The organism is Streptomyces sp. NBC_01013 (assembly GCF_045162765.1).
Lineage (GTDB): Bacteria > Actinomycetota > Actinomycetes > Streptomycetales > Streptomycetaceae > Streptomyces.
Window position 1 is genome coordinate 380,082 of the sequence record NZ_CP108687.1, and the last position, 21,303, is coordinate 401,384.

The 21,303-nt window shown below is 72.2% G+C and carries 15 protein-coding genes; 4 read left to right on the forward strand and 11 right to left on the reverse strand.

All coding sequences use genetic code 11. From position 1 onward, the window contains the following. Positions 1 to 229: 229 nt before the first annotated feature. Positions 230 to 2,377, forward strand: a complete 2,148-nt coding sequence (locus OG538_RS01645) for an MMPL family transporter (protein WP_406089373.1) — start codon at positions 230 to 232, stop codon at positions 2,375 to 2,377. Positions 2,378 to 2,516: 139 nt separating this feature from the next. Here the strand turns inward: OG538_RS01645 and OG538_RS01650 are convergent, their stop codons facing one another. The 9 genes from OG538_RS01650 to OG538_RS01690 form a co-directional block, all read right to left on the reverse strand. Continuing rightward, positions 2,517 to 4,178, reverse strand: a complete 1,662-nt coding sequence (locus OG538_RS01650; protein WP_406099944.1) for an MFS transporter — start codon at positions 4,176 to 4,178, stop codon at positions 2,517 to 2,519. A gap of 139 nt (positions 4,179 to 4,317) precedes the next feature. Then, on the reverse strand, positions 4,318 to 5,565 hold the full coding sequence (locus tag OG538_RS01655) for an MFS transporter (RefSeq protein WP_406089375.1): 1,248 nt from the start codon (positions 5,563 to 5,565) through the stop codon (positions 4,318 to 4,320). A 209-nt stretch (positions 5,566 to 5,774) separates the two neighbouring features. After that, positions 5,775 to 6,950 (reverse strand): 4-hydroxybenzoate 3-monooxygenase, encoded by a 1,176-nt coding sequence (locus tag OG538_RS01660; RefSeq protein WP_406089377.1) that lies wholly within the window; start codon positions 6,948 to 6,950, stop codon positions 5,775 to 5,777. Positions 6,951 to 6,953: 3 nt separating this feature from the next. After that, entirely contained in the window at positions 6,954 to 8,144 is a 1,191-nt protein-coding gene (locus OG538_RS01665) for an alpha/beta fold hydrolase (RefSeq protein ID WP_406089379.1), read from the reverse strand. 127 nt (positions 8,145 to 8,271) lie between these two features. After that, the gene (pcaB, locus tag OG538_RS01670) at positions 8,272 to 9,711 is read right to left on the reverse strand and encodes a 3-carboxy-cis,cis-muconate cycloisomerase (protein ID WP_406089381.1); all 1,440 of its coding nucleotides are present in this window, start codon (positions 9,709 to 9,711) and stop codon (positions 8,272 to 8,274) included. Then, entirely contained in the window at positions 9,698 to 10,300 is a 603-nt protein-coding gene (pcaG, locus tag OG538_RS01675; protein ID WP_406089383.1) for a protocatechuate 3,4-dioxygenase subunit alpha, read from the reverse strand. The genes pcaB and pcaG overlap by 14 nt, the downstream gene beginning before the upstream one ends. Then, positions 10,300 to 11,097, reverse strand: coding sequence for a protocatechuate 3,4-dioxygenase subunit beta (gene pcaH, locus OG538_RS01680; RefSeq protein ID WP_406089385.1), 798 nt, complete (start codon positions 11,095 to 11,097; stop codon positions 10,300 to 10,302). Before pcaH ends, pcaG begins: the two co-directional genes overlap by 1 nt. 139 nt (positions 11,098 to 11,236) lie before the next feature. Then, complete coding sequence (locus OG538_RS01685; RefSeq protein ID WP_406089387.1) at positions 11,237 to 11,884, reverse strand: CoA transferase subunit B; 648 nt, start codon at positions 11,882 to 11,884, stop codon at positions 11,237 to 11,239. After that, positions 11,881 to 12,666: a CoA transferase subunit A gene (locus tag OG538_RS01690; protein ID WP_406089388.1), complete on the reverse strand. Its 786-nt coding sequence runs from the start codon at positions 12,664 to 12,666 to the stop codon at positions 11,881 to 11,883. The genes OG538_RS01685 and OG538_RS01690 overlap by 4 nt, the downstream gene beginning before the upstream one ends. Positions 12,667 to 12,837: 171 nt before the next feature. On the opposite strand from OG538_RS01690, the gene OG538_RS01695 reads away from it, so the two are divergent. From OG538_RS01695 to OG538_RS01705, 3 genes are all read left to right on the forward strand, one after another. Beyond that, positions 12,838 to 14,505, forward strand: coding sequence for an IclR family transcriptional regulator C-terminal domain-containing protein (locus OG538_RS01695; RefSeq protein ID WP_406089390.1), 1,668 nt, complete (start codon positions 12,838 to 12,840; stop codon positions 14,503 to 14,505). A gap of 319 nt (positions 14,506 to 14,824) precedes the next feature. Continuing rightward, entirely contained in the window at positions 14,825 to 16,459 is a 1,635-nt protein-coding gene (gene abc-f, locus OG538_RS01700) for a ribosomal protection-like ABC-F family protein (protein WP_406089391.1), read from the forward strand. A 78-nt stretch (positions 16,460 to 16,537) separates the two neighbouring features. Next, the gene (locus tag OG538_RS01705; RefSeq protein ID WP_406089393.1) at positions 16,538 to 18,202 is read left to right on the forward strand and encodes an ABC-F family ATP-binding cassette domain-containing protein; all 1,665 of its coding nucleotides are present in this window, start codon (positions 16,538 to 16,540) and stop codon (positions 18,200 to 18,202) included. A gap of 141 nt (positions 18,203 to 18,343) precedes the next feature. Here the strand turns inward: OG538_RS01705 and OG538_RS01710 are convergent, their stop codons facing one another. Both OG538_RS01710 and OG538_RS01715 read right to left on the reverse strand, forming a co-directional pair. Beyond that, on the reverse strand, positions 18,344 to 20,830 hold the full coding sequence (locus OG538_RS01710; protein ID WP_406089395.1) for a hypothetical protein: 2,487 nt from the start codon (positions 20,828 to 20,830) through the stop codon (positions 18,344 to 18,346). Next, entirely contained in the window at positions 20,823 to 21,149 is a 327-nt protein-coding gene (locus tag OG538_RS01715; RefSeq protein WP_406099945.1) for an STAS domain-containing protein, read from the reverse strand. Before OG538_RS01715 ends, OG538_RS01710 begins: the two co-directional genes overlap by 8 nt. Positions 21,150 to 21,303 lie beyond the last annotated feature (154 nt).

Here is a 21,303-nt window from a genome sequence, read left to right on the forward strand (position 1 = left end):
GAGGCAGGTGACACGTGCCGTCCGGGGCGCCGTCCGCCCGGCATAGCCCAATAGGGGCTCGGCTGCGGCCCGGCGGCATGTCGCGGGGGTGGCCCGCGGCATGCCGCCTACTGTCACCGGCACGGAACCCGGAGCGGGTGACGTTGCGGTATCGGCGCTGTGCGGGCCACTCCGGCGCCGCCTTCCCCCTCGATGACGACGTCACTCATGACGAAGTACGAGGAGTGGCATGCCGGACGTACAGCAGCGCCGAGGGCCGGGCGTGGCCGCTCTCATCTGCGGCCGGCGCACCAAGTGGCTGGTCGTGGCACTGTGGCTGATCGTCTTCGTCATCGCGGCACCACTTGCCCAGAAGCTCACCGACGCCCAGGACAACGACGCCACTTCGTGGCTGCCGAGCAGCGCGGAGTCCACGCAGGTCCTGGAGAGCTCGAAGGCCTTCAGGCCCGAGGTCATCACCGCCATCGTCGTCTACGCCCGGGAGACCGGGCTGACCAGGACGGACCGCGCGCGGATCGTCGACGACACGCGGCAGTTGCGTGCCCTGGACGCGCACGGCGTGCTGGGCACGCAGACCCGGGGCCCCGTCTACAACAGGCCGGCCGCGCCCATGGCCGCGCAGGTCTTCGTGCCCATCACGATGGGCGAGAAGGGATGGGAGCGGATCCGGCCCGCGGTCGATTCCATCCGGGAGATCGTGGGGACGAGCAGCGGCGGTCTCGCCGTGCACGTCACCGGTCCCGGGGGCGTCACGGCGGACTCCGCGGAGGCATTCTCCGGCATCGACTCGACCCTGTTGTTCGCCGCGCTGGCGGTCGTGATCGTCATGCTGCTGATCACCTACCGCAGCCCCACCCTTCTTCTGCTGCCCGTGATCGCGGTCGTGGCGGCGCTCTTCAGCGCGCAGGCGGTGATCTATCTGCTCGCCGCGCACGCGGGCCTGACCGTGAACGGGCAGAGCGCGGGAATCCTCACGGTGCTGGTGTTCGGCGCGGGCACGGACTACGCGCTGCTGCTCGTGGCCCGGTACCGCGAGGAACTGCGCCGGCACCAGGACCGGCACGAGGCGATGTCCCGGGCGCTGCACCGGGCCGGTCCGGCCGTGCTGGCCAGCAGTGGCACCGTGGTGCTCGGCATGCTGGTGCTGCTGGTCGCGGAGATGAACTCCACCCGGGGGCTCGGCCCGGTGGCCGCGATCGGCGTGGCCATCGCGCTGGTCGCCATGCTCACCCTCCTGCCCGCGCTGCTCGTGATCTTCGGACGGTGGGTCTTCTGGCCGGTGATCCCGCACTTCGGCTCGTCCGAGCCGACCGAGCACGGGGTCTGGGCCCGGATGGGCGAACGACTGGCACGCCGCCCCCGCACGATCTGGGTCGCCACCGCCCTGGTGCTCGCGGCACTGTCCTTGGGTCTGATCCAACTGCGCGCCTCCGGACTCAGCAACGCCGACTCGTTCACCGGCAAGCCGGACTCGATCACCGGCCAGGAGATCCAGGACCGGTACTTCCCCGGGGGCAGCGGCAATCCGCTGGTGATCATCGCCGCGGCGGACCGCGGCACAGCGGTGCGGGCCACGGTGGCGACGACCCGGGGTGTGGTGCCCGGGTCGGTCGGTACGCCACCCGGTTCCCGGCCCGAGGCGAACGGGCAGGTCATCTTCGAGGCGACGATGAGGGATCCGGCAGACAGCGACGGGGCCAAGGACACCGTCGAGCGGGTCCGCGACGCGGTGCACGCGGTGCCGGGCGCCGATGCCCAGGTGGGCGGCAGCACCGCGGCCCAGCTCGACATGGACACCGCGATCAGGCACGACAACCTGCTGATCATTCCCCTGGTGCTGCTGGTCGTGCTGATCATCCTGGGCCTGCTGCTGCGCGCGGTGGTGGCGCCCGTGGTGCTGGTCGCGACGGTGGTGCTGTCGTTCGCCGCCGCGCTCGGCATCAGCGCCCTGGCCTTCCGTCACGTCTTCGACTACGCGGGCGAGTCGACGGACTTCCCGCTGTTCGTCTTCGTGTTCCTGGTGGCCCTGGGCATCGACTACAACATCTTCCTGTCGACCAGGATCCGTGAGGAGGCGATCCTCCAGGGCACCCGGACCGGTGTGGTGGCGGGGCTCGCCGCCACCGGAGCGGTCATCACTTCGGCCGGTCTGGTCCTCGCGGGAACCTTCGCGGCGCTCGGCACCCTGCCGGTGGTGGGCTTCGCGGAGATCGGTTTCGCGGTGGCTCTGGGGGTGCTGCTGGACACGCTGGTCGTGCGGTCCGTGCTGGTCACCTCGCTCTTCCTCGACATCGGCCGTCGGGTGTGGTGGCCGAGCCGACTGGCCCGCGAGGACGGGACACCCACGGGGGCGGGGGCTCCCACGACGAAGGTGTAGCCGGTTCACCGCCCGACGGCATGCGTCCGGACGGACGCCAGAACGCCCGCCCGGCGGCCCGCAGGCGGGCCGAGTCCCTCCGGACCCGGTCCGCACGTCCCTGACGGCACACGAGTGCCCCAGTGCCCATGAGCCGCTTTCACTGCTCAGGACCGGGCCCGTCCTCACGGCCCCTGCGCGGCGAAGGCCGTGCGTCCGGTCCGGGTGCCCCGGCGCCCGCCGCACCTTCCGCCGCCGGCTCGGCCACCGCTTCCGAGCCCGGCATCGTGCCGTTGCCCCGCAGGCGCTCCAGGTCCGAGGGACGCACCTGGATGACGATCAGGGCGATCAGCGCGGCGACGACGGCGAAGACCGCGGCGGCGACGAAGGAGCTGGAGACACCCGATGCGAGGACCTGATCGCCCCACTGCCCCGGCAACTGGCCGGTCCTTCGGAACTGCGCCAGCTGGGCCGGTGTCGCGTCCGCGAGGAACTTGGGCACCTGGTCGGTGGCCTCGTTACGGCTGGCCGTACCGAAGACCGTGACGAGGATGGACAGGCCGAGGGAGCCGCCCACCTGTTGCGTGGTGTTGAGGATGCCGGACGCCGCTCCGGCCTCGTGCGGGGCCACCCCGGAGACGGCCATCAGCGTGAGCGAGACGAACTGCAGTCCCATGCCGAGGCCGAACACCAGCACCGGGCCCAGGAGACTGCCCACATACGAGCTGTTGACGTCGGTCTGTGTCAGCCAGCCCAGACCGGCGGCGGCCAGGAGTGCGCCCGTCACCATGAAGGGTTTCGGACCCCATTTGGGCAGCAGCCGGGAGGCGATCCCCGCACCGACCGCGACGATCACGCTGATCGGCAGGAAGGAGAGGCCCGTCTTCAGAGGGCTGAAGTTCAGGATGTTCTGCACGAACAGGGTCAGGAAGAAGAACATCCCGAACATCGCGGCGGCAAGGCTCAGCATCATCCCGTACGTGCCGGCGCGGTTGCGGTCGCGGAACATCCACAGTGGCGTGATGGGCTGCCGGGACCGGCTCTCGATCCCGATGAAGACGGCCAGCAGCACTACGGCCGCAGCGAAGGCCGCCAGGGTCAGCGTGTCGCTCCAGCCCTCCTCGGAGGCGCGAATGAAGCCGTAGACCAGGCATACCATTCCGAACGTCGCCGTCAGTGCGCCCACGACGTCGAAGTGACCTGGGTGCCGCTCGGACTCGCGGATGTAGCGGCGGGTGGCGAGCACGATCAGCAGACCGATGGGGACGTTGACGAAGAAGATCCAGCGCCAGTCGAGCCACTCCACCAGGATGCCGCCCGCCAGCAGCCCGATGGCACTGCCTCCCGCCGAGACGGCGGCGAACACCCCGAACGCCCTGTTGCGCTCCGGCCCTTCGCGGAAGGTCGTGGTGATGAGCGACAGGGCGGTCGGCGAGGCGATCGCGCCTCCGACACCCTGGAGGGCACGTGCGGCCAGCAGTTGCCACGATTCCTGGGAGAGCCCACCGAGCAGGGAGGCGAAGACGAAGAGGGCGACGCCTGACATGAAGACTCTGCGGCGGCCCAGGATGTCCCCCAGGCGACCGCCCAGCAGGAGCAGCCCGCCGAACGTCAGCGTGTACGCGTTGATGACCCAGGAGAGGTTCTCGGTCGAGAAGCCCAGCGAGGTCTGGATGTGCGGGAGGGCGATGTTCACGATGGTGATGTCGAGGACCACCATCAACTGGCATGAGCAGATGACGAGAAGGGCGATCCCGCTGCCTCGTCCCTTCTTGGGGGATTCGGCAGCCTGTCGTGGGGATGTCGCGTGCGAGCCCGTCATCGGATTGCTTGCCACTTGCCACTCAAGCCGTCAGTGAACGCAGTCGTTCACTCCCCCGACGTTAGCCCCGCCCGTCTTCCGCCGCCAATCGGGCTACGGAAGCCAACCTTCTGGACGTGCACACGATGGGGCGGATCCCTTATGTCCGGGCGCCCGCTCGGACGCCCCGCGCGACGGCCGGTGCGGGGAACGGCTCCCTGCAGGTCCTCGCCGCCCGACGGGCCGCCGGCCCCAGCCCGTACGACGCGGCGAGGACCAGTCCCCCGAGCAGCAGCCAGCCTGCCGTGCCCCAGCCCACCAGCAGCGCGGTGAGAAGGAGGGGCCCGAGCGTGCGGGCGACGGTGACGCCGGTGCCGAAGAAGCCCTGGTACTCGCCGGTGCGTCCCTCCGGTGCCAGGTCGAAGGACAACTGCCAGGAGCCGGCCGAGTGGAGCATCTCGGCCGCCACCAGCAGCACGGAGCCACCGACCAGGGCGCTCACCGCTCCCCATCGGGAGTCCACCGCCGACAGGGCGAAGACGCCGCAGGTGAGGACCATGAGTACACCCGAGCGGCGAAGGGCCCGGGCGGCGGTGGAGATCCCGTTGACGGAGCGGGCCGTTCGCACCTGGAAGAGCATCACAGCACCGGTGTTGAGGACGAAGAGGGCGGAGACCAGCCACTCGGGGGCCTCGGTCCGCTCGGTGATCCACAGCGGCAGTCCGAGGCTGAGCAGCGGCATGCGCAGGAGCAGCACGGTGTTCAGGAGCGTGACGACGGTGTAGGGCCGGTCCCGCAGTACCGCGAGTTCCGCATGGGCGTCCGGGGCCACCGCCGCGACAGCCGGCAGCCGCAGCAGGACGAGTGCGCAGAGCAGGAAACTCGCGGCGTCGATGGCGAAGATCGCAAGGTACGCCGCAGTGGTACCGGCGGACAGGGCGAGGCCGCCGAGTGCGGCGCCCACGGCGAGACCCGCGTTGAGCGTCGACTGCAGATGGGCGAGCGCGCCGGTGCGCTCCTCCTTGGCGACCAGGCCCGCGAGCAGCGCCTGGCGGGCGGCGGCGAGACCGGACTGCGCGGTGGCGTAGAGACAGGCGGCCGCGAGGAACAGCGCGAAGTCCCGTACGACGAGGAAGGACGCGACCGCGACCGCGGTCGCGAGGGCGAGCAGGACCGCTGTTCCCCGCGGGCCCCTGCGGTCGGCGATCCGGCCCAGAGGTACCCCGACGACGGAGCCGACGGCCCAGGCCACGGTGAGGCCGAGCCCGATCCTGGCGGGGGCGAGTCCCACCACATGAGTGAAATAGAGGGCCGACGTGACGTAGTAGGCACCGTCGCCACACGAGTTGCTCAACTGGGCGAGTGCAAGTGTGCGTTGAGATCCGGGCGACGGCAGTAGGTTCGGCATGGCGATGACGATACGCGGGGAGCGGCTCACTCCTGTGGGGCAATTCAGCGCGCTCCAAGTGGGCCAATCGGCACTTCGCTGTTCAGTCGGAGAAGCGCCGGCGCAGGTGCTGAGCGGCACGGGCGAAAGGGGGCTCGTGTGTCACGGCGGCGAGGCAGCGCAGTTGCTGGACCGTGAGATCCACGGAGATCCTCCTGGTGGGACCGCCCCTACGGCAGGGGCAGGCCCGCGTAGTTCTGCGCGAGTTCGGCGGCGGCATGCGGCGAGGAGGCGATCCTGTCCAGCTGAGAGATCTGCAACCGGGTGTCGAAACCGCTCTGCCCGGGGTCGGTGTGGAGCATGGTGGTCATGAAGTACGAGAAGTGCTCGGCCCGCCACACCCGGCTCAGACAGGTGTCGGAGTAGGCGTCCAGCAGGTCGGACGATCCGTTCGTGAGCTGACGCGTCAGAGCGCGGGCCAGCACCACGACGTCGGCCGCCGCCAGGTTGAGCCCCTTCGCCCCGGTCGGTGGCACGATGTGGGCGGCGTCACCGGCGAGGAAGACCCGGCCGTACCGCATGGGCTCGGTGACGGAACTGCGCATCGGCAGAACGGACTTCGACGTGATGGGGCCGCGTCGCAGTTTCCAGTCCCCGTCCACGGCGAAGCGGGCGTCGAGCTCGTCCCAGATCCGCTCGTCGGACCAGTCGGCGGGGTCGGTGCCGTTGGGCACCTGTAGGTAGAGCCGGCTGACCTCGGGCGACCGCATGCTGTGCAGGGCGAAGCCGCGCGGCGAGTGGGCGTAGATCAGTTCGTCGCACGACGGCGGTACGTCGGCCAGGATCCCCAGCCATGAGTACGGGTACACCCGGTCGTGCGTGCGCTGCACCCCGGCCGGGATCGCGGACCGGGTGACGCCGTGGAATCCGTCGCACCCCACGACGTAGTCGCAGGTGAGCACCTCCTCGCGACCCTCGTGGGTGTAGCGGACGGTCGGACGGCCGGTGTCGGCGTCCTCGACCGAGGTGACCTGCGCCTCGAAGAACAGCCGTGCGCCGTCGGCCAGTTGGAGGGCAATGAGGTCCTTGACGACCTCGGTCTGGGCGTAGACCCACACCCGGCGCCCGCCGGTGAGCGAGGGGAAGTCCACGCGGTGGGCCCGGCCGTCCCAGCGCAGCTCGATGCCGTCGTGCACCAGGCCCTCGGCGTCGAGGCGATCGGCGGCGCCTGCCTCGCGGAGCGCGTCCACGGTGGGCTGTTCGAGAATCCCGGCGCGCTGACGCTGTTCGACGTACGCCCGGTCTCGACTTTCCAGGACCACGCAGTCCACGCCTGCGCGGTGCAGCAGGCGGGCGAGCAGAAGGCCCGCCGGGCCGCCGCCGATGATCCCTACGGTCGTGTGCATGGACTACTTCTCCTTGGCGGCATCGGATATTTCGGTGAGGATCCGGTCGGCCGCGGCGAACGCGGCGTTGGCGGCCGGGACCCCGCAGTAGACGGCTGCCTGGAGCAGGACCTCCCGGACGTCTCCCGGGGTGAGGTCGCCGCTGACGAGCGCGGCCCGCAGATGCATGTCCAGCTCCTCGTGGTGGCCGCGGGCCACCAGGGCGGTGAGGGTGAGGCAGCGCCGGGTCCGATGGTCGAGACCGGGCCGGGTCCACACCTCCCCCCAGGCGTAACGGGTGATGAAGTCCTGGAATACAGCGGTGAAGGGCGTGGTCCGGGCGATGGCCCGGTCGACGTGCGCATCGCCGAGGACGCTGCGCCGTACCGCGAGACCCGCGCTGTGACGGGAGACGTCGTCGGTGGCCGTCGCGGTCGCGAAATGGCTGAGCAGTGCCGATGTCACGGGCGCGGGCCGCTCGAGATTGGCCAGGTGTGAGGCACCCGGGAGTTCTACCAGCGTCGAACCGGGGATTGAGTCGGCCAGTTCGCGGGCGTGGGTGACCGGGGTCGCGGGATCGTCGCGGCCCGCGACGACGAGCGTGGGGGCGGTGATGCGTGCCAGTTCGCCGCGCAGGTCATGTGCGGCGAGGGCATCGCACAGCGCGGCGTAGGCGTACGGGTCGACGTCACGCACGTCGGCCAGGACGGCACGGGCCGCGGGGCTGCCGGTGAAGTCCGCGGTGAACCAGCGGGCCGCTGCCGTGCCGGCCACCGGGCCGATGCCCTCGGTTCTTACGCGGGCGGCACGTTCACGCCATGCCTGCGGGTCGCCGAAGCGCGCCGAGGAACAGACGAGTGCGAGGGACGTGATCCGTGCGGGGTGGTGGACGGCCAGCCAGCTCCCCACCGCGCCACCGAGGGATATGCCCCCGTAGGCGAACCGCTCGATGCCGAGGGCGTCGGCGAGACGGAGCACCTGCAGGCCCAGTTCGGCGATGCCCCCGCCTGCGGGGAACAGGGAGGCGGGGGTGCCGCCGTGTCCGGGCAGGTCCCAGCGGACGACGCGGTGGTCGCGAGCCAGTCCGGTGATCTGTGGGTCCCATATGGACAGCGCGGTGCCGAGGGACGGCCCGAGAATGAGGGGCGGTCCGGCGAGGGGGCCGTCCACCAGGTGGTGGAGCAGGCGCGTGGTGGGTGCGGTCGGGGTGGTCACGGGGCTCCTGGACCGGCCGGTGCCGGATGCGATGGGTGCGGGGCAGCGGCTTCCGGGAGTGCGCGGCGCGGGTCCGCCGTCGCCTGGCAACCGATGCGTGTCGAGGTCGTGGTGAGCGGCGTGCACGTCATTCCGGAACCGTCCCCCCGGTCCGGCGGCGCAGCGCACGGTCGACGAGGGGGCCGGCCGAGCCGGTGTATCCGGAAGGGTCGCTGAGAGCCCTCAGTTCGTCCGGCGGCACCACGCCCGCCAGCGCCGGGTCCTGGGCAAGGACTTCGTGGAGGTCGAGTCCCTCTCCGGCCGCGCGGGCGGCTCCGTCGGTCACCGCGGTGCGGGCCGCGGACCGTCCGATCCTGGCCGAAAGGACGGCGACGATCCGTTCGCTGACGATCAGTCCCCCGGTGGCGTCGAGGTTCTCACGCATGCGCCCGGGGCGGACACGCAGCCCTTCGGCAAGGCCGGCAGCCCCCTCGGCGGCACCGCCGACCATGCGTAGCGCCTCCCGCAGAGGCTGCCATTCCGCATGCCACGCGCCGGGCGGGCGCTCGTCCTCCGCTGCGAGGGCCCCGTACAGGATCCCTGCGAGCGCGGGGACCTGGCGGGCGGCCGAGGCGATGAGGACGGCACGGGCCGGATTGGCCTTGTGGGGCATCGCCGACGATCCTCCGCCGGTGCTCTCGGCCACTTCGCCGATCTCGGTACGGGAGAGGACGAGGACATCCGCGGCGAATTTCCCGAGGGCTCCGGCGGTGAAGGCCAGGGCTCCGCCGAGGTCGGCGACCGGGGTGCGCAGGGTGTGCCAGGGCAGCGACGGTACGGCCAGCCCGGTCGCGGTGGCGTACGCCTCGACGAGGCCGAGCCCGGTGTCCTCGGTCCCCGTCTCGTCGCCCGGCGCGTCGGGCGTCCCCATGACCGGGTTCGGAGACCCGGCGAAGGCAGCGAAGGCCGCCAGTGTCCCTGCCGCACCGCCCAGTTGCACCGGGAGGGCAGCCCGGACCGCCGTGGTCCGGTCGTGCGCGTCGAGGACCAGGCTGCGCCAGCCCGCGGCCTTGAGACCGAACGTCGTCGGCACGGCGTGCTGGGTGAGGGTACGGCCCGCCATCGGTGTGTCGCGGTGCTCGGCGGCGGTGGTGGCCAGAGCGGCGGCGGCGCGGTCGAGGTCGGCCAGGATCAGGCGCAGGGCCTCGGACGCCACCAGCATGGCGGCGGTGTCGAGGATGTCCTGGCTGGTCGCGCCCCGGTGGACGTGGGCGGCGGCCTCCGGCGACTCTTCGGCGACGGCTGCCGTCAGGTCGGCGGCCAGCGGGATGACCGGGTTGCCGCCCGGACGGGCCCGCAGCGCCAGCAGGCGTGGGTCGAACCGGGCCGCGTCACGAGCGGCCGAGGCGATGGCGTCCGCCGACCCGGCCGGGGCCCGGCCGAGCGATTCCTGCGCGCGGGCGAGCGCCACCTCGGCATCGAGCAGCGCGCGTACGTACGCGGCATCGCCGGTCACGTTCTCGACCGCGGTGCCGGCGCGGACCGGTGCCAGCAGGCCGACGTCCGCCGCCGCTTCATCCGAAGTCAAGGAAGACCGTCTCCTCGTGTACGCCGTCGCACTGCAGACGGATGTCGAATCGGTGGATGCCGGTGTCTTCCGGCGTCGTGAGGAGCGTGGCCCTGCGCTCCTCGGGAAGCCCCGCGAGCAAACGGTCCTGTGCGAGGCCTGGGGCGTCGTGCAGATAGGCGCGGGTGTGCAGGTGATGCGTCAGGCCGCGGGCGAAGACGGCGAGCGCGAGGTACGGGGCTCCGCCCGGCGGCAGCGTCCGTACTGTGTAATGCCCGTCGGCGTCCGTGGCCACCCTGCCGAAGCCGGTGAACGCGACTCCGTGGCGGCCGATGACCGCCCCCGTGACCGGGTCGCGGCGCAGGGAGCCGGGCGCCCCCCGCCGGGAACCGTCGGGTGCCGGCTGCCACACCTCGACGACGGCGTCGGGCACCGGCTCACCGGCCCCGTCGAGGACGTGGCCGTGCAGGACCACGGTGCCGGGGTGGCCGGCGGGGGCGATGTCGCCGCCGCCCGCGAAGGGCAGCGCGTACCCGTAGAAGGGCCCGACGGTCTGGGACGGGGTGGGCAGGAGCTCGCCGGATGCAGCAGCGGAGACGGCGGCGGACATCAGCGGCCCTCCTCGATCCAGGTGGCGGACGGGCCGTCGAGGACGATGTCCCAGCGGTAGCCGAGCGACCATTCGGGGGTGGACAGGTCATGGTCGTACGCCGCGACGAGACGGCCGCGGGCGGCGTCGTCGGTGACGGACTGGAGGATCGGGTCGTAGGCGAAGAGCGGGTCGCCGGGGAAGTACATCTGGGTGACGAGTCGCTGGGTGAACGCGGCGCCGAACAACGAGAAGTGGATGTGCGCGGGACGCCATGCGTTGGTGTGGTTGCGCCAGGGGTAGGCGCCCGGCTTGACGGTGACGAAGGAGTAGGCGCCCTGTTGGTCGGTCAGGCAGCGGCCCACGCCGGTGAAGTTCGGGTCGAGGGGGGCGGGGTGCTGGTCGCGCAGATGGGCGTAGCGGCCGGATGCGTTGGCCTGCCAGATCTCGACGAGCTGGCCGCGCACGGGACGGCCCGCCCGGTCGAGGACCCGCCCGGTGACCGAGATCCGCTCCCCCAGCGGTTCGCCGTGGTGCTGTCGGGTCAGGTCGTGGTCGAGATCGGTGATGTCGGTGACGCCGAAGACGGGTCCTGACAGCTCGACGGCCTCCGGATCGGCGCCCACGTCGATCAGCGGCCGCTTCGGGTGCCTCAGGGTGCTGCTGCGGTAGGGGGCGTAGTCCCGGACGGGGTGAGAGCGCACAGGTGCGCCGGCGGCGAGGGCTGCGGCGTAGTACTCGCGCGCCGCGGCGATCTCGGCGGTGATGTCGGCCTGGGCCGGTGAGCGGGGGGCGGCCGGGGCGGATGGGTTGCTCATGGGGCGGGGGTGCTTCCTTCCGGTACGGGGAACGGCTACCGGCCGTGCGCGGTGCGGGGCTGGGCGGCGCTGTGCGGGGCGATGCGTACGTTCACCGCTCGGTCTGACGCCGTGGTCACCCGGGCGTGGGGCCCGGGCCTCACGGCGTGGTCTCCTCGGGTAGGCGGACCGGTGCGGCGGTCCTGGCCAGCACCTCGGCGATGTCTACGCCCGGTGCGGTCTCGACCAGGACCAGACCGCCGGGGGTCACGTCCAGAACCGCCAGATCCGTGATGACGCGGTGGACGCAGGACCGGCCGGTGAGGGGCAGGCTGCACTCCGCGACGATCTTCGGGCTGCCGTCCTTGGCGGTGTGGGTCATCGTCACGATGACGCGGCGGGCCCCGTGCACGAGGTCCATGGCGCCGCCGATCCCGGTCACGAGCTTGCCGGGTACGGCCCAGTTGGCCAGGTCGCCGCGGGCGGACACCTGCATGGCACCGAGCACGGCCGTGTCGATGTGGCCTCCGCGGATCATCCCGAAGGAGAGCGCCGAGTCGAAGAACGAGGCACCCGGCAGGACGGTCACCGTCTCCTTGCCCGCGTTGATCAGGTCGGGATCGACGTCCTCCTCGTACGGGAAGGGGCCGGTGCCCAGGATGCCGTTCTCGGATTCGAGGACGACGTGCACGCCGTCGGGCAGGTGGTTGGGGATCAGCGTCGGCAGGCCGATGCCCAGGTTGACGTACTCGCCGTCGCGGAGCTCCGCGGCGGCGCGGGCGGCCATCTCCTGGCGGTTCCAGCTCATCGGTGACCGTCCTCGTCAGGGTGGGTTCGCGGTGTCACGGTGCGCTGCTCTATCCGCTTGTCGGCGGCCTGTTCCGGGGTCAGAGCGACCACGCGCCGTACGAAGATGCCGGGCAGATGTACGTGGTCGGGGTCGATCTCGCCGGGCTCGACCAGTTCTTCGACCTCGGCGATCGTGATCCGGCCGGCCATGGCGGCGAGCGGGTTGAAGTTGCGGGACGCCTTGTTGAAGACGAGATTCCCGTGCCGGTCTCCCCTGGCCGCCCTGACCAGGGCGAAATCGGTGCGGATTCCGCGCTCCAGGACGTAGGGGGTGCCGTCGAAGTCGCGCACCTCCTTGGCCGGGGAGGTGACGGCGACGCCGCCGTTGCCGTCGTAGCGCCAGGGCATTCCGCCGTCGGCGACGAGAGTGCCGACGCCCGCCGGAGTGTAGAACGCCGGGATGCCCGAGCCGCCGGCACGCAGGCGCTCGGCGAGGGTGCCCTGCGGGATGAGTTCGAGCTCCAGCTCACCGGCCAGGTACTGGCGGCCGAACTCCTTGTTGCCGCCGATGTACGAGCCGGTGACACGGCTGATCCGTCCGGCAGCCAGCAGGATCGCGAGCCCGGAGTCCTGCGCGCCGCAGTTGTTGGACACGACGCGCAGGTCCTGGGTCCCGCGTTCGTGGAGGGCCGCGATCAGGGCGTCGGGGACGCCGCTGAGTCCGAAGCCGCCCACCGCGACCGAGGCGCCGTCCGGCACGTCGGCCACGGCTTGCGCGGCGGAGGCGACCACCTTGTCCATGGGACCGTTTCCTCACACTTGTTCGCATAGTGAAGTTTCTTTCACTATTCTTGGTCCGGAGTCTGCCGCCCGCCCCGGCGCCTGTCAACGGTCGGCGCCCCGCCGCCGGGCGAGCAGCCCTCACCTGCCGGTGTTCACTACTGTGTTCCCACCACGCACGACGGAGAGCCGATGCCACCGACTCACACGCTCCAGCAGAACGAGCCACCGGCCCCCGCCGAAGCCGTCGCCCCGCTCATGCGTGGCATCGCGGTGCTGCGCCGGCTCACCGACGAGGGCGGGACGATGAGCCCCAGCGCCATCGAGCGCGCCACCGGTCTGGCCCGGTCCACGGTGGACCGGATCACCGCCACCCTGGCCCGTATGGAGTACGTGCGCCTGGACGGCCGCGACGTCACGCTCGCCCCGCACCTGATGGAACTCGGCAACGCCTACCTCTCCGCCCTCCGGCTCCCCTCGCTGCTCGGCGGGCGCGCCGACGCACTGGCCGACGAGCTCGACGAGTCGGTGTCCCTCGCGGTCGGCGACGGCGACGGCATCCGCTTCATCCACCAGGCCACCCGTCGCCGCGCGATGTCGCTGAGCTTCCGCATCGGGGATCTACTGCCCGCCGAACGCACCGCCCCCGGACCGCTGTTGGCGGCCGGCTGGGATGAGCGGGAGTGGCAGCGCTGGCGGGAGCAGCGGGCCACGGACCCGGACGGCCTCGCTTTCCCCGCGGTCCCCCGGCGCCCGCCCACGGACGAGAAGGAGTTCGCCGCGCGGGCGGGACGGGCGGGCCGCGACGGCTGGGCTCTCGACGACCAGTTGATCGAGCCCGGCCTCGTCGCCCTCGCCGCGCCGGTCCGCTTCCCGGCGGGCGACGTGGCCTGTCTCGTCAGCGTCGTGAGTCACACCAGCCGGCACACCGCAGCCTCCCTGCGCGACACCCTGCTGCCCCGGGTACTGGCGGCCGCCGCGGCCATGGAGCAGGACCTCCGGCAGGCCACGCCCGCCGTCACTCCGGACTCCCCCACCGCCCTGGCCTCCTGGACCGGGGCGTCCAAGCAGGAACTGGGGCGTGAGTTCAACGAGTCGCTCGCACGGGGCCTGACCGTCCTGGCCGCGTTCGGCGAGGGCCGGAGCGTGCTGACGCTGACCGACACCGCCCGGGCGACCGGGCTGGCCAGGGCGACCGCCCGGCGGGCGCTGATCACCCTGGAGCACCTCGGTTACGTCACCGTACGGGGCCGGGACCACCGCCTCACCCCGCGCGTACTGGCCCTCGGCTACCCGCCGTTGTCCCGCGCGACGCTTCCGCAGATCGCCCAGCCCCACCTCGCCGCGCTGACCGGACAGGTCCGGGACTCGGCCTCGCTCGCGGTTCTCGTCGGCGATGACGTCCAGTACACCGGGCGCGTGGCGACCCAGCGCATCATGAACGTCAACATCACCGTCGGCACACGCTTTCCCGCGCACGCGACCTCGATGGGCCGGGTCCTGCTTGCCGCCCTGCCGCCGGCGGAGCGCGAACGCCTTCTCGCCCGGACGCAGCCGAAGGCCCTGACCCCGTACACCGTCACCCGTCCCGACGAGCTCCGCGCGGGCCTGGAACGCGTACGGGCGCAGGGCTACGCACTGGTCGACGAGGAGTTGGAGGTCGGTCTGCGCTCGGTCGCCGTCCCCGTCCACGACCGCCGTGGCACGGTCGTGGCAGCAGTCAACGTGGCCATGCACAGCAGCAGCCGCACGCTGGAGGACTGCGTCACGGATGTGCTGCCCCGCCTGCGCACAACGGCCGGACGCATCGAGGCCGATCTGCACATCACCGAACGGTACGTCCGGGTGCCGGCGACATGACGGGGCCGGAGCGACATCGACGCTCGCACTCCGCGATATCCGCAGGAGGCGGGAGGCCCGGCCTTCCCCGCCGCTCGACCTGAGCAGCCTTCGCCACGCCGCAGGGGGCGTTTGCTAAGATCGTCAGGCCGTTCAGCGTGTAACGAGGAGACCAGACATGGCAGGCGACGACGACATCTCCGGGTGATACCCGGATCTGACCGGCTACCGCGCGGCGCCCCAGGGGCCGCCGCAGTGGCCATGTCGTTGTCCCCTTTTCGGCCACTCCTCCGGGGCGGCAGTCCGTGCCGACCCCGGATTCACACGCGAGGTCTCCCCTATGTCCGACGCATCCGTCATCTGCTCGAACCTCTCCTTCTCCTGGCCCGACGCCACCCCCGTCTTCGCCGGCCTCTCCTTCACCGTGGGCACGGGCCGTACGGGCCTCGTCGCGCCCAACGGAGCGGGCAAGAGCACCCTGCTCAAGCTGATTGCCGGGGAGCTGACGCCCGCGGCGGGATCCGTGACCGTGGACGGCACGCTCGGCCATCTCCCACAGAGCCTGCCGCTGACCGGCGATCTGTCGGTGGCCGAGGTCCTGGGTGTCGACGCGGTGATCCGCGCGCTGGACGCCGTCGAGTCCGGCGACGTGGGCGAGGACCACTTCGCGGTCATCGGCGACGACTGGGACATCGAGGAACGCACCCGCGCCCAGCTGGACCGGCTCGGGCTGGAGGCGATCTCCCTCGACCGCGGCATCGGCACGCTCAGCGGCGGCCAGGTCGTCTCGCTCGGGCTGGCCGCCCAGTTGCTGAAGCGGCCCGATGTGCTCCTGCTCGACGAGCCGACCAACAACCTGGACATCGACGCACGCCGCACGCTCCACGACACCCTGGAGGCATGGAACGGCACGCTGCTCCTCGTCAGCCACGACCGGGCCCTCCTCGACCGCATGGACCGCATCGCCGAACTGAACCCGGTCGAACTACGGCTGTACGGAGGCAACTTCACTGCCTACGAGGAGTCCGTACGGTCCGAGCAGGAAGTGGCCGAGAAGAACGTCCGCAATGCCGAGCAGGAACTGAAGCGGGAGAAGCGGGAGCTGCAGCAGGCCCGTGAACGGGCCGAGCGCCGAGCGAGCAACGCCGCCCGCAATCTCAAGAACGCGGGGCTGCCGCGCATCTTCGCCGGGAACATGAAGCGGGGCGCCCAGGAGTCCGCCGGCCGGGCAGGTCAGACGCATGCCGCCCGGGTCGGTGAAGCCAAGACCAGACTGGACGAGGCGGGCCGGGCCGTGCGCGACGATCAGCACATCACGCTCGATCTCCCGGACACCGACGTTCCGGCCGGACGCACCGTCCTGCTCGGTGAAGGACTCCGGGTCCGTCACGGAGACCGGGAACAGTTCTCCGGGCAGGGCGTGGACCTGACGATCCGGGGTCCCGAACGCATCGCGCTCACCGGACCCAACGGGGCAGGTAAAAGCACCCTGTTGCGACTGGTCAGAGGCGATCTCCCTCTGGACGGCGGAGAGATCAGGCGGGCCGAGGGGCGGATCGCGTACCTCTCACAACGCCTCGACCTGCTCGCCCTCGACCGCACGGTGGCCGAGAACTTCGCCGCGTTCGCCCCGCACAAATCGGAGGCGGAACGGATGAACCTGCTCGCGCGCTTCCTGTTCCGCGGCGACCGCGCCCACCTGCCCGTCCGTGTGCTGTCCGGCGGCGAAAGGCTGCGGGCCACCCTGGCCTGCGTCCTGTGTGCGGAGCCGGCCCCTCAGCTGCTCCTGCTGGACGAGCCGACCAACAACCTCGACCTGGTCAGCGTCGGTCAGCTCGAGAGCGCCCTGGGCTCCTACCGGGGGGCGTTCGTGGTGGTCAGCCATGACGAGCGGTTCCTTGAACGGATCGGGGTGGGCCGGTGGTTGAGGCTGGCCGACGGGGAGCTGGTGGAGACCGGAGCGCCGCAGACGTGACCCGCTGACGTGACGTCCCGGCCCGCGCCCGAGGCCTCGCCCGGCGGGCCGACAACCGACCACGTTGGAGGCAACCAGATGGGTCACCCCACACCCCCGCCGGCCCTGCTCGCCCACGATCTCGTCCGCACCCTCGGTACGCGGCGCGTGCTCGACGGGGTGTCGCTCACCGCGTCGCCCGGCCACCGGATCGGCCTGATCGGGGAGAACGGAGTCGGTAAGTCGACTCTGCTGCGGCTCCTCGCCGGTGCGGACGAACCCGACTCGGGCAGCGTCGTCCGGCCCGCCGAAGCGGGCTTCCTGCACCAGGAGATGACGTTCGACACGGGGGCGACGATCGCCGACGTGCTGGACGATGCGCTGCGTGAAGCCCGGGCGGACCTGACGGAGCTCGACCGGCTCTCCGGACTGCTCGCGCGCACCCCGCAGAGCTCCCCCGACCACGCCGCACTCCTGGAGGCGTACGGCGCTCGGCTCGAACAGGCCGAGGAACGCGAGACGTGGGACGCCGACCGGCGCGCCGCGATCCTGCTCACCGGACTCGGCCTCGCGGCGCTGTCGCACGGGCGGACCCTCGGCTCGCTCTCGGGCGGGCAGCGCGGCCGTCTGGCACTCGCCGCGCTGCTGGTGCGACGCCCCTCCGCCCTGCTGCTGGACGAGCCGACCAACCACCTCGACGACGAGGCCGCCGCGTTCGTGGAGGAGCAACTGCGCGGCATGCCGGGGCCGGTGGTGATCGCCAGTCACGACCGGGCCTTCCTCGACGCCGTCTGCACGGACCTGGTCGACCTCGATCCGGCCGTGGACGGCCCCGTACGGTACGGCGGCAACTACAGCACCTACTTGACCGAGAAGCGGGCCGAACGGGCACGCTGGGAGCGGCGTCATGCCGAGGAGCAGCAGGAGCTCGCTGCACTGCGTCGTTCGGCCGACGTGACCGCGCGCATGGTCGCGCCGGACCGCGCTCCGCGTGACAACGAGAAGATGGGGTACGGCGTGCGGGCCGGCCGTGTGCAGAGCCAGATCGCTCGCCGGGTCCGCAACGCCTCCCGCCGGCTGGACGATCTGGAGCGTAACCGGATCGGTGAGCCGCCCCCGCCCCTGCGGTTCCGGTACACCTCACTGGCCGGGCCGTCGCCGGACGGCACCCTCGTCTCCCTGCGCGGGGTACGGGTCCCGGGCCGCCTTGCCGTCGAACGCCTTCATGTCACGGCGACCGAACGGCTGCTGGTCACGGGCGGCAACGGCGCGGGGAAGTCGACGCTCCTCGCGGTGCTCGCCGGGGGCCTCGCGGCCGAGGGTCTGTCCGGCGAGGGCGAGGTGGAACGGCGGCCGGGGCTGACGGTGGGGATGCTCGCCCAGGACACGGAGTTCGCCCGGCCGGACCGGACCGTCCGGGAGACCTACGAGCTGGCGCTGGGCTTCGAACGGGCCGAGACGGTACCCCTGACCTCACTCGGCCTGATGCATGAGGGAGACCTCGACAAGCCGGTGGGACATGTGTCGGTCGGCCAGCGCCGCAGGCTCGCCCTGGCCGTGCTGACGGCGCGCCCGCCGGAACTCCTGCTGCTCGACGAGCCCACGAACCACCTGTCCCCGCGCCTGTGCGACGAACTGGAGGAGGCCCTGGGCACGGGCCCCGGAGCCATCGTCCTGGCCAGCCACGACCGCTGGCTGCGCAGGCGCTGGAAGGGCCGGGAGCTCCGGCTGCGGGCGGAGCAGGAGGACTTGGCCATGGGGTGAGCGACCCGCCGCGCCCCACGACGCCCGGCCCACGCTCGCACGGGGCGGGGCGGGGCGGGGCGGGGCGGAGCGGGCGGACCGGGGCCGGCAGGCGGGGCCTCCCGGGCGGACGGGCCTCGTTTCACCCCTCGCGCCGGACGCTCACCACTCCGCCGGCAGTCCCGTCGCGCGCAGTCGCTCCACCGTCTGCGCCGAAGCCGCGCGGGGCGCCTGGACCGCCAACGCCGACAACAGCCCTTCCCAGGCGTCGGGAAGTCCCGCATCCACAGCCGACCGGTAGCCGGCGCACGCCTCGGCATGCCGTCCCTGTGCCAGGTACAGGGCGCCGAGCGCGGCGTACGCCTCCGTGTCACCTGCCTCGCCACCACGGACGTATGCGCGTTCGGCGGCGGCGGTGTCACCCAGTTCCTCTCGCACGCGGCCCAGTGCGGTCCAGGCGTCGGAGGCGCCGAGGGCCCCGGCCCGCACCACCGCTCTCCGGGATCCGTCCCGGTCCCCTGTCCGCTCCCGCATCCGGGACAGCGCCGCCCACGCCGCGGGGGACCCCCGGTCCGCGGCCAGATCGGCTGCGTCCTCCGCGCCCTCGGTGTCCCCAGCGCGTTCCCGGCCGCGCGCCAGCATGATCCAAGCCTCCACGTCACCGGCGCGCGCCGCCTCCGCTGCGGCACGTGCGGCGCCCGTGTCGTCGCCGCGCTCCTCGCGGGCCTCGGCCAGAGCGGTCCAGGCCTCCGGATCACCGGCACGCACCGCCTGCGCCGCAGCCTCCTCGGCGGCGACGTCGTCGCCGTCCGACTCGGCGAGCAGGGCCAGTTCCCGCCAGGCCGCGCCGGCGCCGAGGGCCGCGGCCTCCCGATGAGCGGCAGCAGCCCCCGAGACATCCCCGTCCGAACGGCGCAGTCGGGCGAGCAGGGACCACCCCTCGGGGCTTCCGCTGGTCGCGCCCCCGGTGGCCGCGGCCACGGCTGACGCGGAGGCACCGAGCGACCAGTGCAGCCGCACCAGCCGCGCCCACGCGGCCGTGACGCCCGCCTCGGCCGCTCGCGTGGCGTGCTCCACCGCCTCGGGCAGGTCAGCAGCCCGTTCGGCGACCTGCGCCAGACCGATGTGCCCCCATCCGTCGCCGGAAGCTACCGCCTGTTCGAACGCCTGCGCCGCCGCCGGGCCGCGGGCCGCGCGCATCCGGCCGAGCGTCCGCCAGGCGATCGGCTGCCCCGCCGCCACCGCCAGGGCCGCGACGGCGTCCGCGGCGGCCGGGTCCCCCTCCTCCTCGCGGATCCGGGCCATGGCCGACCAGGCCCACGTATCACCCGCCTGGGCCGCGCGCCGGTAGGCGTCGAATGCGGCGGACCTGCCGCCTCCGCCCTCCCTCGACACCGCGAGAGCCGCCCAGGCGACGGGGTCCGCCGCTGCCGTCTCCTCGGCGGCGGCCCGGCCGTCGGTGGTCTCCCGCAGAACCGCCCAGGCGGCTCGGGCTCGGCCATGGCCCTGATTCACGGCGGTCTCGTACAGCGCGGCGGCACAGCCGTAGCGGCGCCGCTCCTCCGCGGCCCGTCCGAAAGCGTAGAGGTCATCGGCGGTCCTGGCCCAGGAGGCGCCGGTCCAGAACTCTGCCGGTGGCGCCCGGTGTGCCCTGACCCGGCGGATGTGCTGCTCAAGGTAGTCGTCCGGGCGGTAGCTGTCGGGGTCGCCGACGCCCGGCTCATGCCGGGCGGCGATCAGCGGCGTCGGACCGCGCCCAGCTGTCGTCAGCGCGCCGATGGCTGCGGGGAACCATTCCCTGCCCGCGGTCGCTCGGGCGGTGGAGTCCATGAACCCGGCCGCTGCCTCCAGAAGCAGACGCGCCGGGACGGCGCTGGCGTGACCGAGCCTGCGCGCCTCCACTGCCGCCGTCAGCACGGCGTGTTCGGGAGCGGTGAACCACTGGTCCGGTCCCATGTCCCAGCGACGCACCAACTCCGGGCCTCCGGTCAGGTGTTGCAACACCCGATGGCCGGGGCCGGCCGCCCGCACGGCGGCGGCGATGCGTGGATCGCGGGCCGCCGCGGCAGCCACGGCCGGAGCATCACCGGACAGCGTGTCCGGCACCGTGATCATCGCCTGCCGTCCCGTCAGCAGAGCACGGGTGAACGGAGTTTCGTCGTCCCCCTCCCGTCTGCTCTCGGTCAGCCGTCTCAGGTGCTCCGGCCACATGGTGCCGACCACCGCGAGCGGCGCCACCCGGTCGAGCAGCCGGCTCAACGTCCTGGCCGCCCGCTCGCCCGAGACGCCGTTCAGATAGCGCTGCGTCTCGTCGAGCCACAGCACGGTCCGGGGGCCGATGTCCGCCGCCATCAGATCGTCCGCATCCGCGGGGTGCACCACAGGCCAGTCGGGCAGGACGGCCACGACCGCCTCGTAGGCGGCACGGGTCTTGCCGCTCGCGGAACGGCCCACCAGCAGGACGAACACGGCGTCGTTCGTGGCCGCGGTCCGGGCCAGCCGCTGCCGCAGGGTCTCGTCGTGCGGACGGGGAAGGTACTCCGTCAGCGGCAGGTCGGCGCCGCCGTCCGGGCCGGGGGCGTGGTGCACTCCGAGGCGCACGGGGTCCCACTGGGTGGCGGTGCGCCCGCGCACCGCACCATCAGACATGCGTCTTGCCCACCGCCCGGCCGATGTACTCGACGCCGCGGTCCACCGTGTCGAACATGGGAAACACCTTGATCAGCCCGGTAACCCGGAACGTCTTCCGTACGTGTTCGGCCGTCACGACCAGCGCCACCTGACCGTCGAAGGCGCGTACCCGTTTCAGACCGCCGACGAACACACCCACTCCGGTCGAGTCAATGAAGTCGACATCAGTCAGGTCCATGACCAGGTGGCACCTTCCCTGCCTCACCAGGTCGGCCATCAGCGTGCGCATGGGTGCCGCTGTGCGGCCGTCCAGCTCACCGCCCGGCCGTCCGCCCATGACCCTCACCACCGTGATCTCCTCGGAGAGGTGCTCGTAGGTGTGGTCGCCCGACGCGACTACGGCTTTCGCCATTGCGCGCCGTCGGCGGGCCCGGTCCTCGACACCCTGCTGCGCATAGTCCGCGGCGAGCTCCGCGACAGCGCCCGACACC

Excerpts from the sequence above, each read along its gene's own strand:
- OG538_RS01645 (WP_406089373.1), top strand. The coding sequence starts at position 230 with ATGCCGGACGTACAGCAGCGCCGAGGGCCGGGCGTGGCCGCTCTCATC.
- OG538_RS01650 (WP_406099944.1), bottom strand. The coding sequence starts at position 4,178 with ATGACGGGCTCGCACGCGACATCCCCACGACAGGCTGCCGAATCCCCC.
- OG538_RS01655 (WP_406089375.1), bottom strand. The coding sequence starts at position 5,565 with ATGCCGAACCTACTGCCGTCGCCCGGATCTCAACGCACACTTGCACTC.
- OG538_RS01660 (WP_406089377.1), bottom strand. The coding sequence starts at position 6,950 with ATGCACACGACCGTAGGGATCATCGGCGGCGGCCCGGCGGGCCTTCTG.
- pcaG (WP_406089383.1), bottom strand. The coding sequence starts at position 10,300 with ATGTCCGCCGCCGTCTCCGCTGCTGCATCCGGCGAGCTCCTGCCCACC.
- pcaH (WP_406089385.1), bottom strand. The coding sequence starts at position 11,097 with ATGAGCAACCCATCCGCCCCGGCCGCCCCCCGCTCACCGGCCCAGGCC.
- OG538_RS01685 (WP_406089387.1), bottom strand. The coding sequence starts at position 11,884 with ATGAGCTGGAACCGCCAGGAGATGGCCGCCCGCGCCGCCGCGGAGCTC.
- OG538_RS01690 (WP_406089388.1), bottom strand. The coding sequence starts at position 12,666 with ATGGACAAGGTGGTCGCCTCCGCCGCGCAAGCCGTGGCCGACGTGCCG.
- OG538_RS01695 (WP_406089390.1), top strand. The coding sequence starts at position 12,838 with ATGCCACCGACTCACACGCTCCAGCAGAACGAGCCACCGGCCCCCGCC.
- abc-f (WP_406089391.1), top strand. The coding sequence starts at position 14,825 with ATGTCCGACGCATCCGTCATCTGCTCGAACCTCTCCTTCTCCTGGCCC.
- OG538_RS01705 (WP_406089393.1), top strand. The coding sequence starts at position 16,538 with ATGGGTCACCCCACACCCCCGCCGGCCCTGCTCGCCCACGATCTCGTC.
- OG538_RS01710 (WP_406089395.1), bottom strand. The coding sequence starts at position 20,830 with ATGTCTGATGGTGCGGTGCGCGGGCGCACCGCCACCCAGTGGGACCCC.
- OG538_RS01715 (WP_406099945.1), bottom strand. The coding sequence starts at position 21,149 with ATGGGCGGACGGCCGGGCGGTGAGCTGGACGGCCGCACAGCGGCACCC.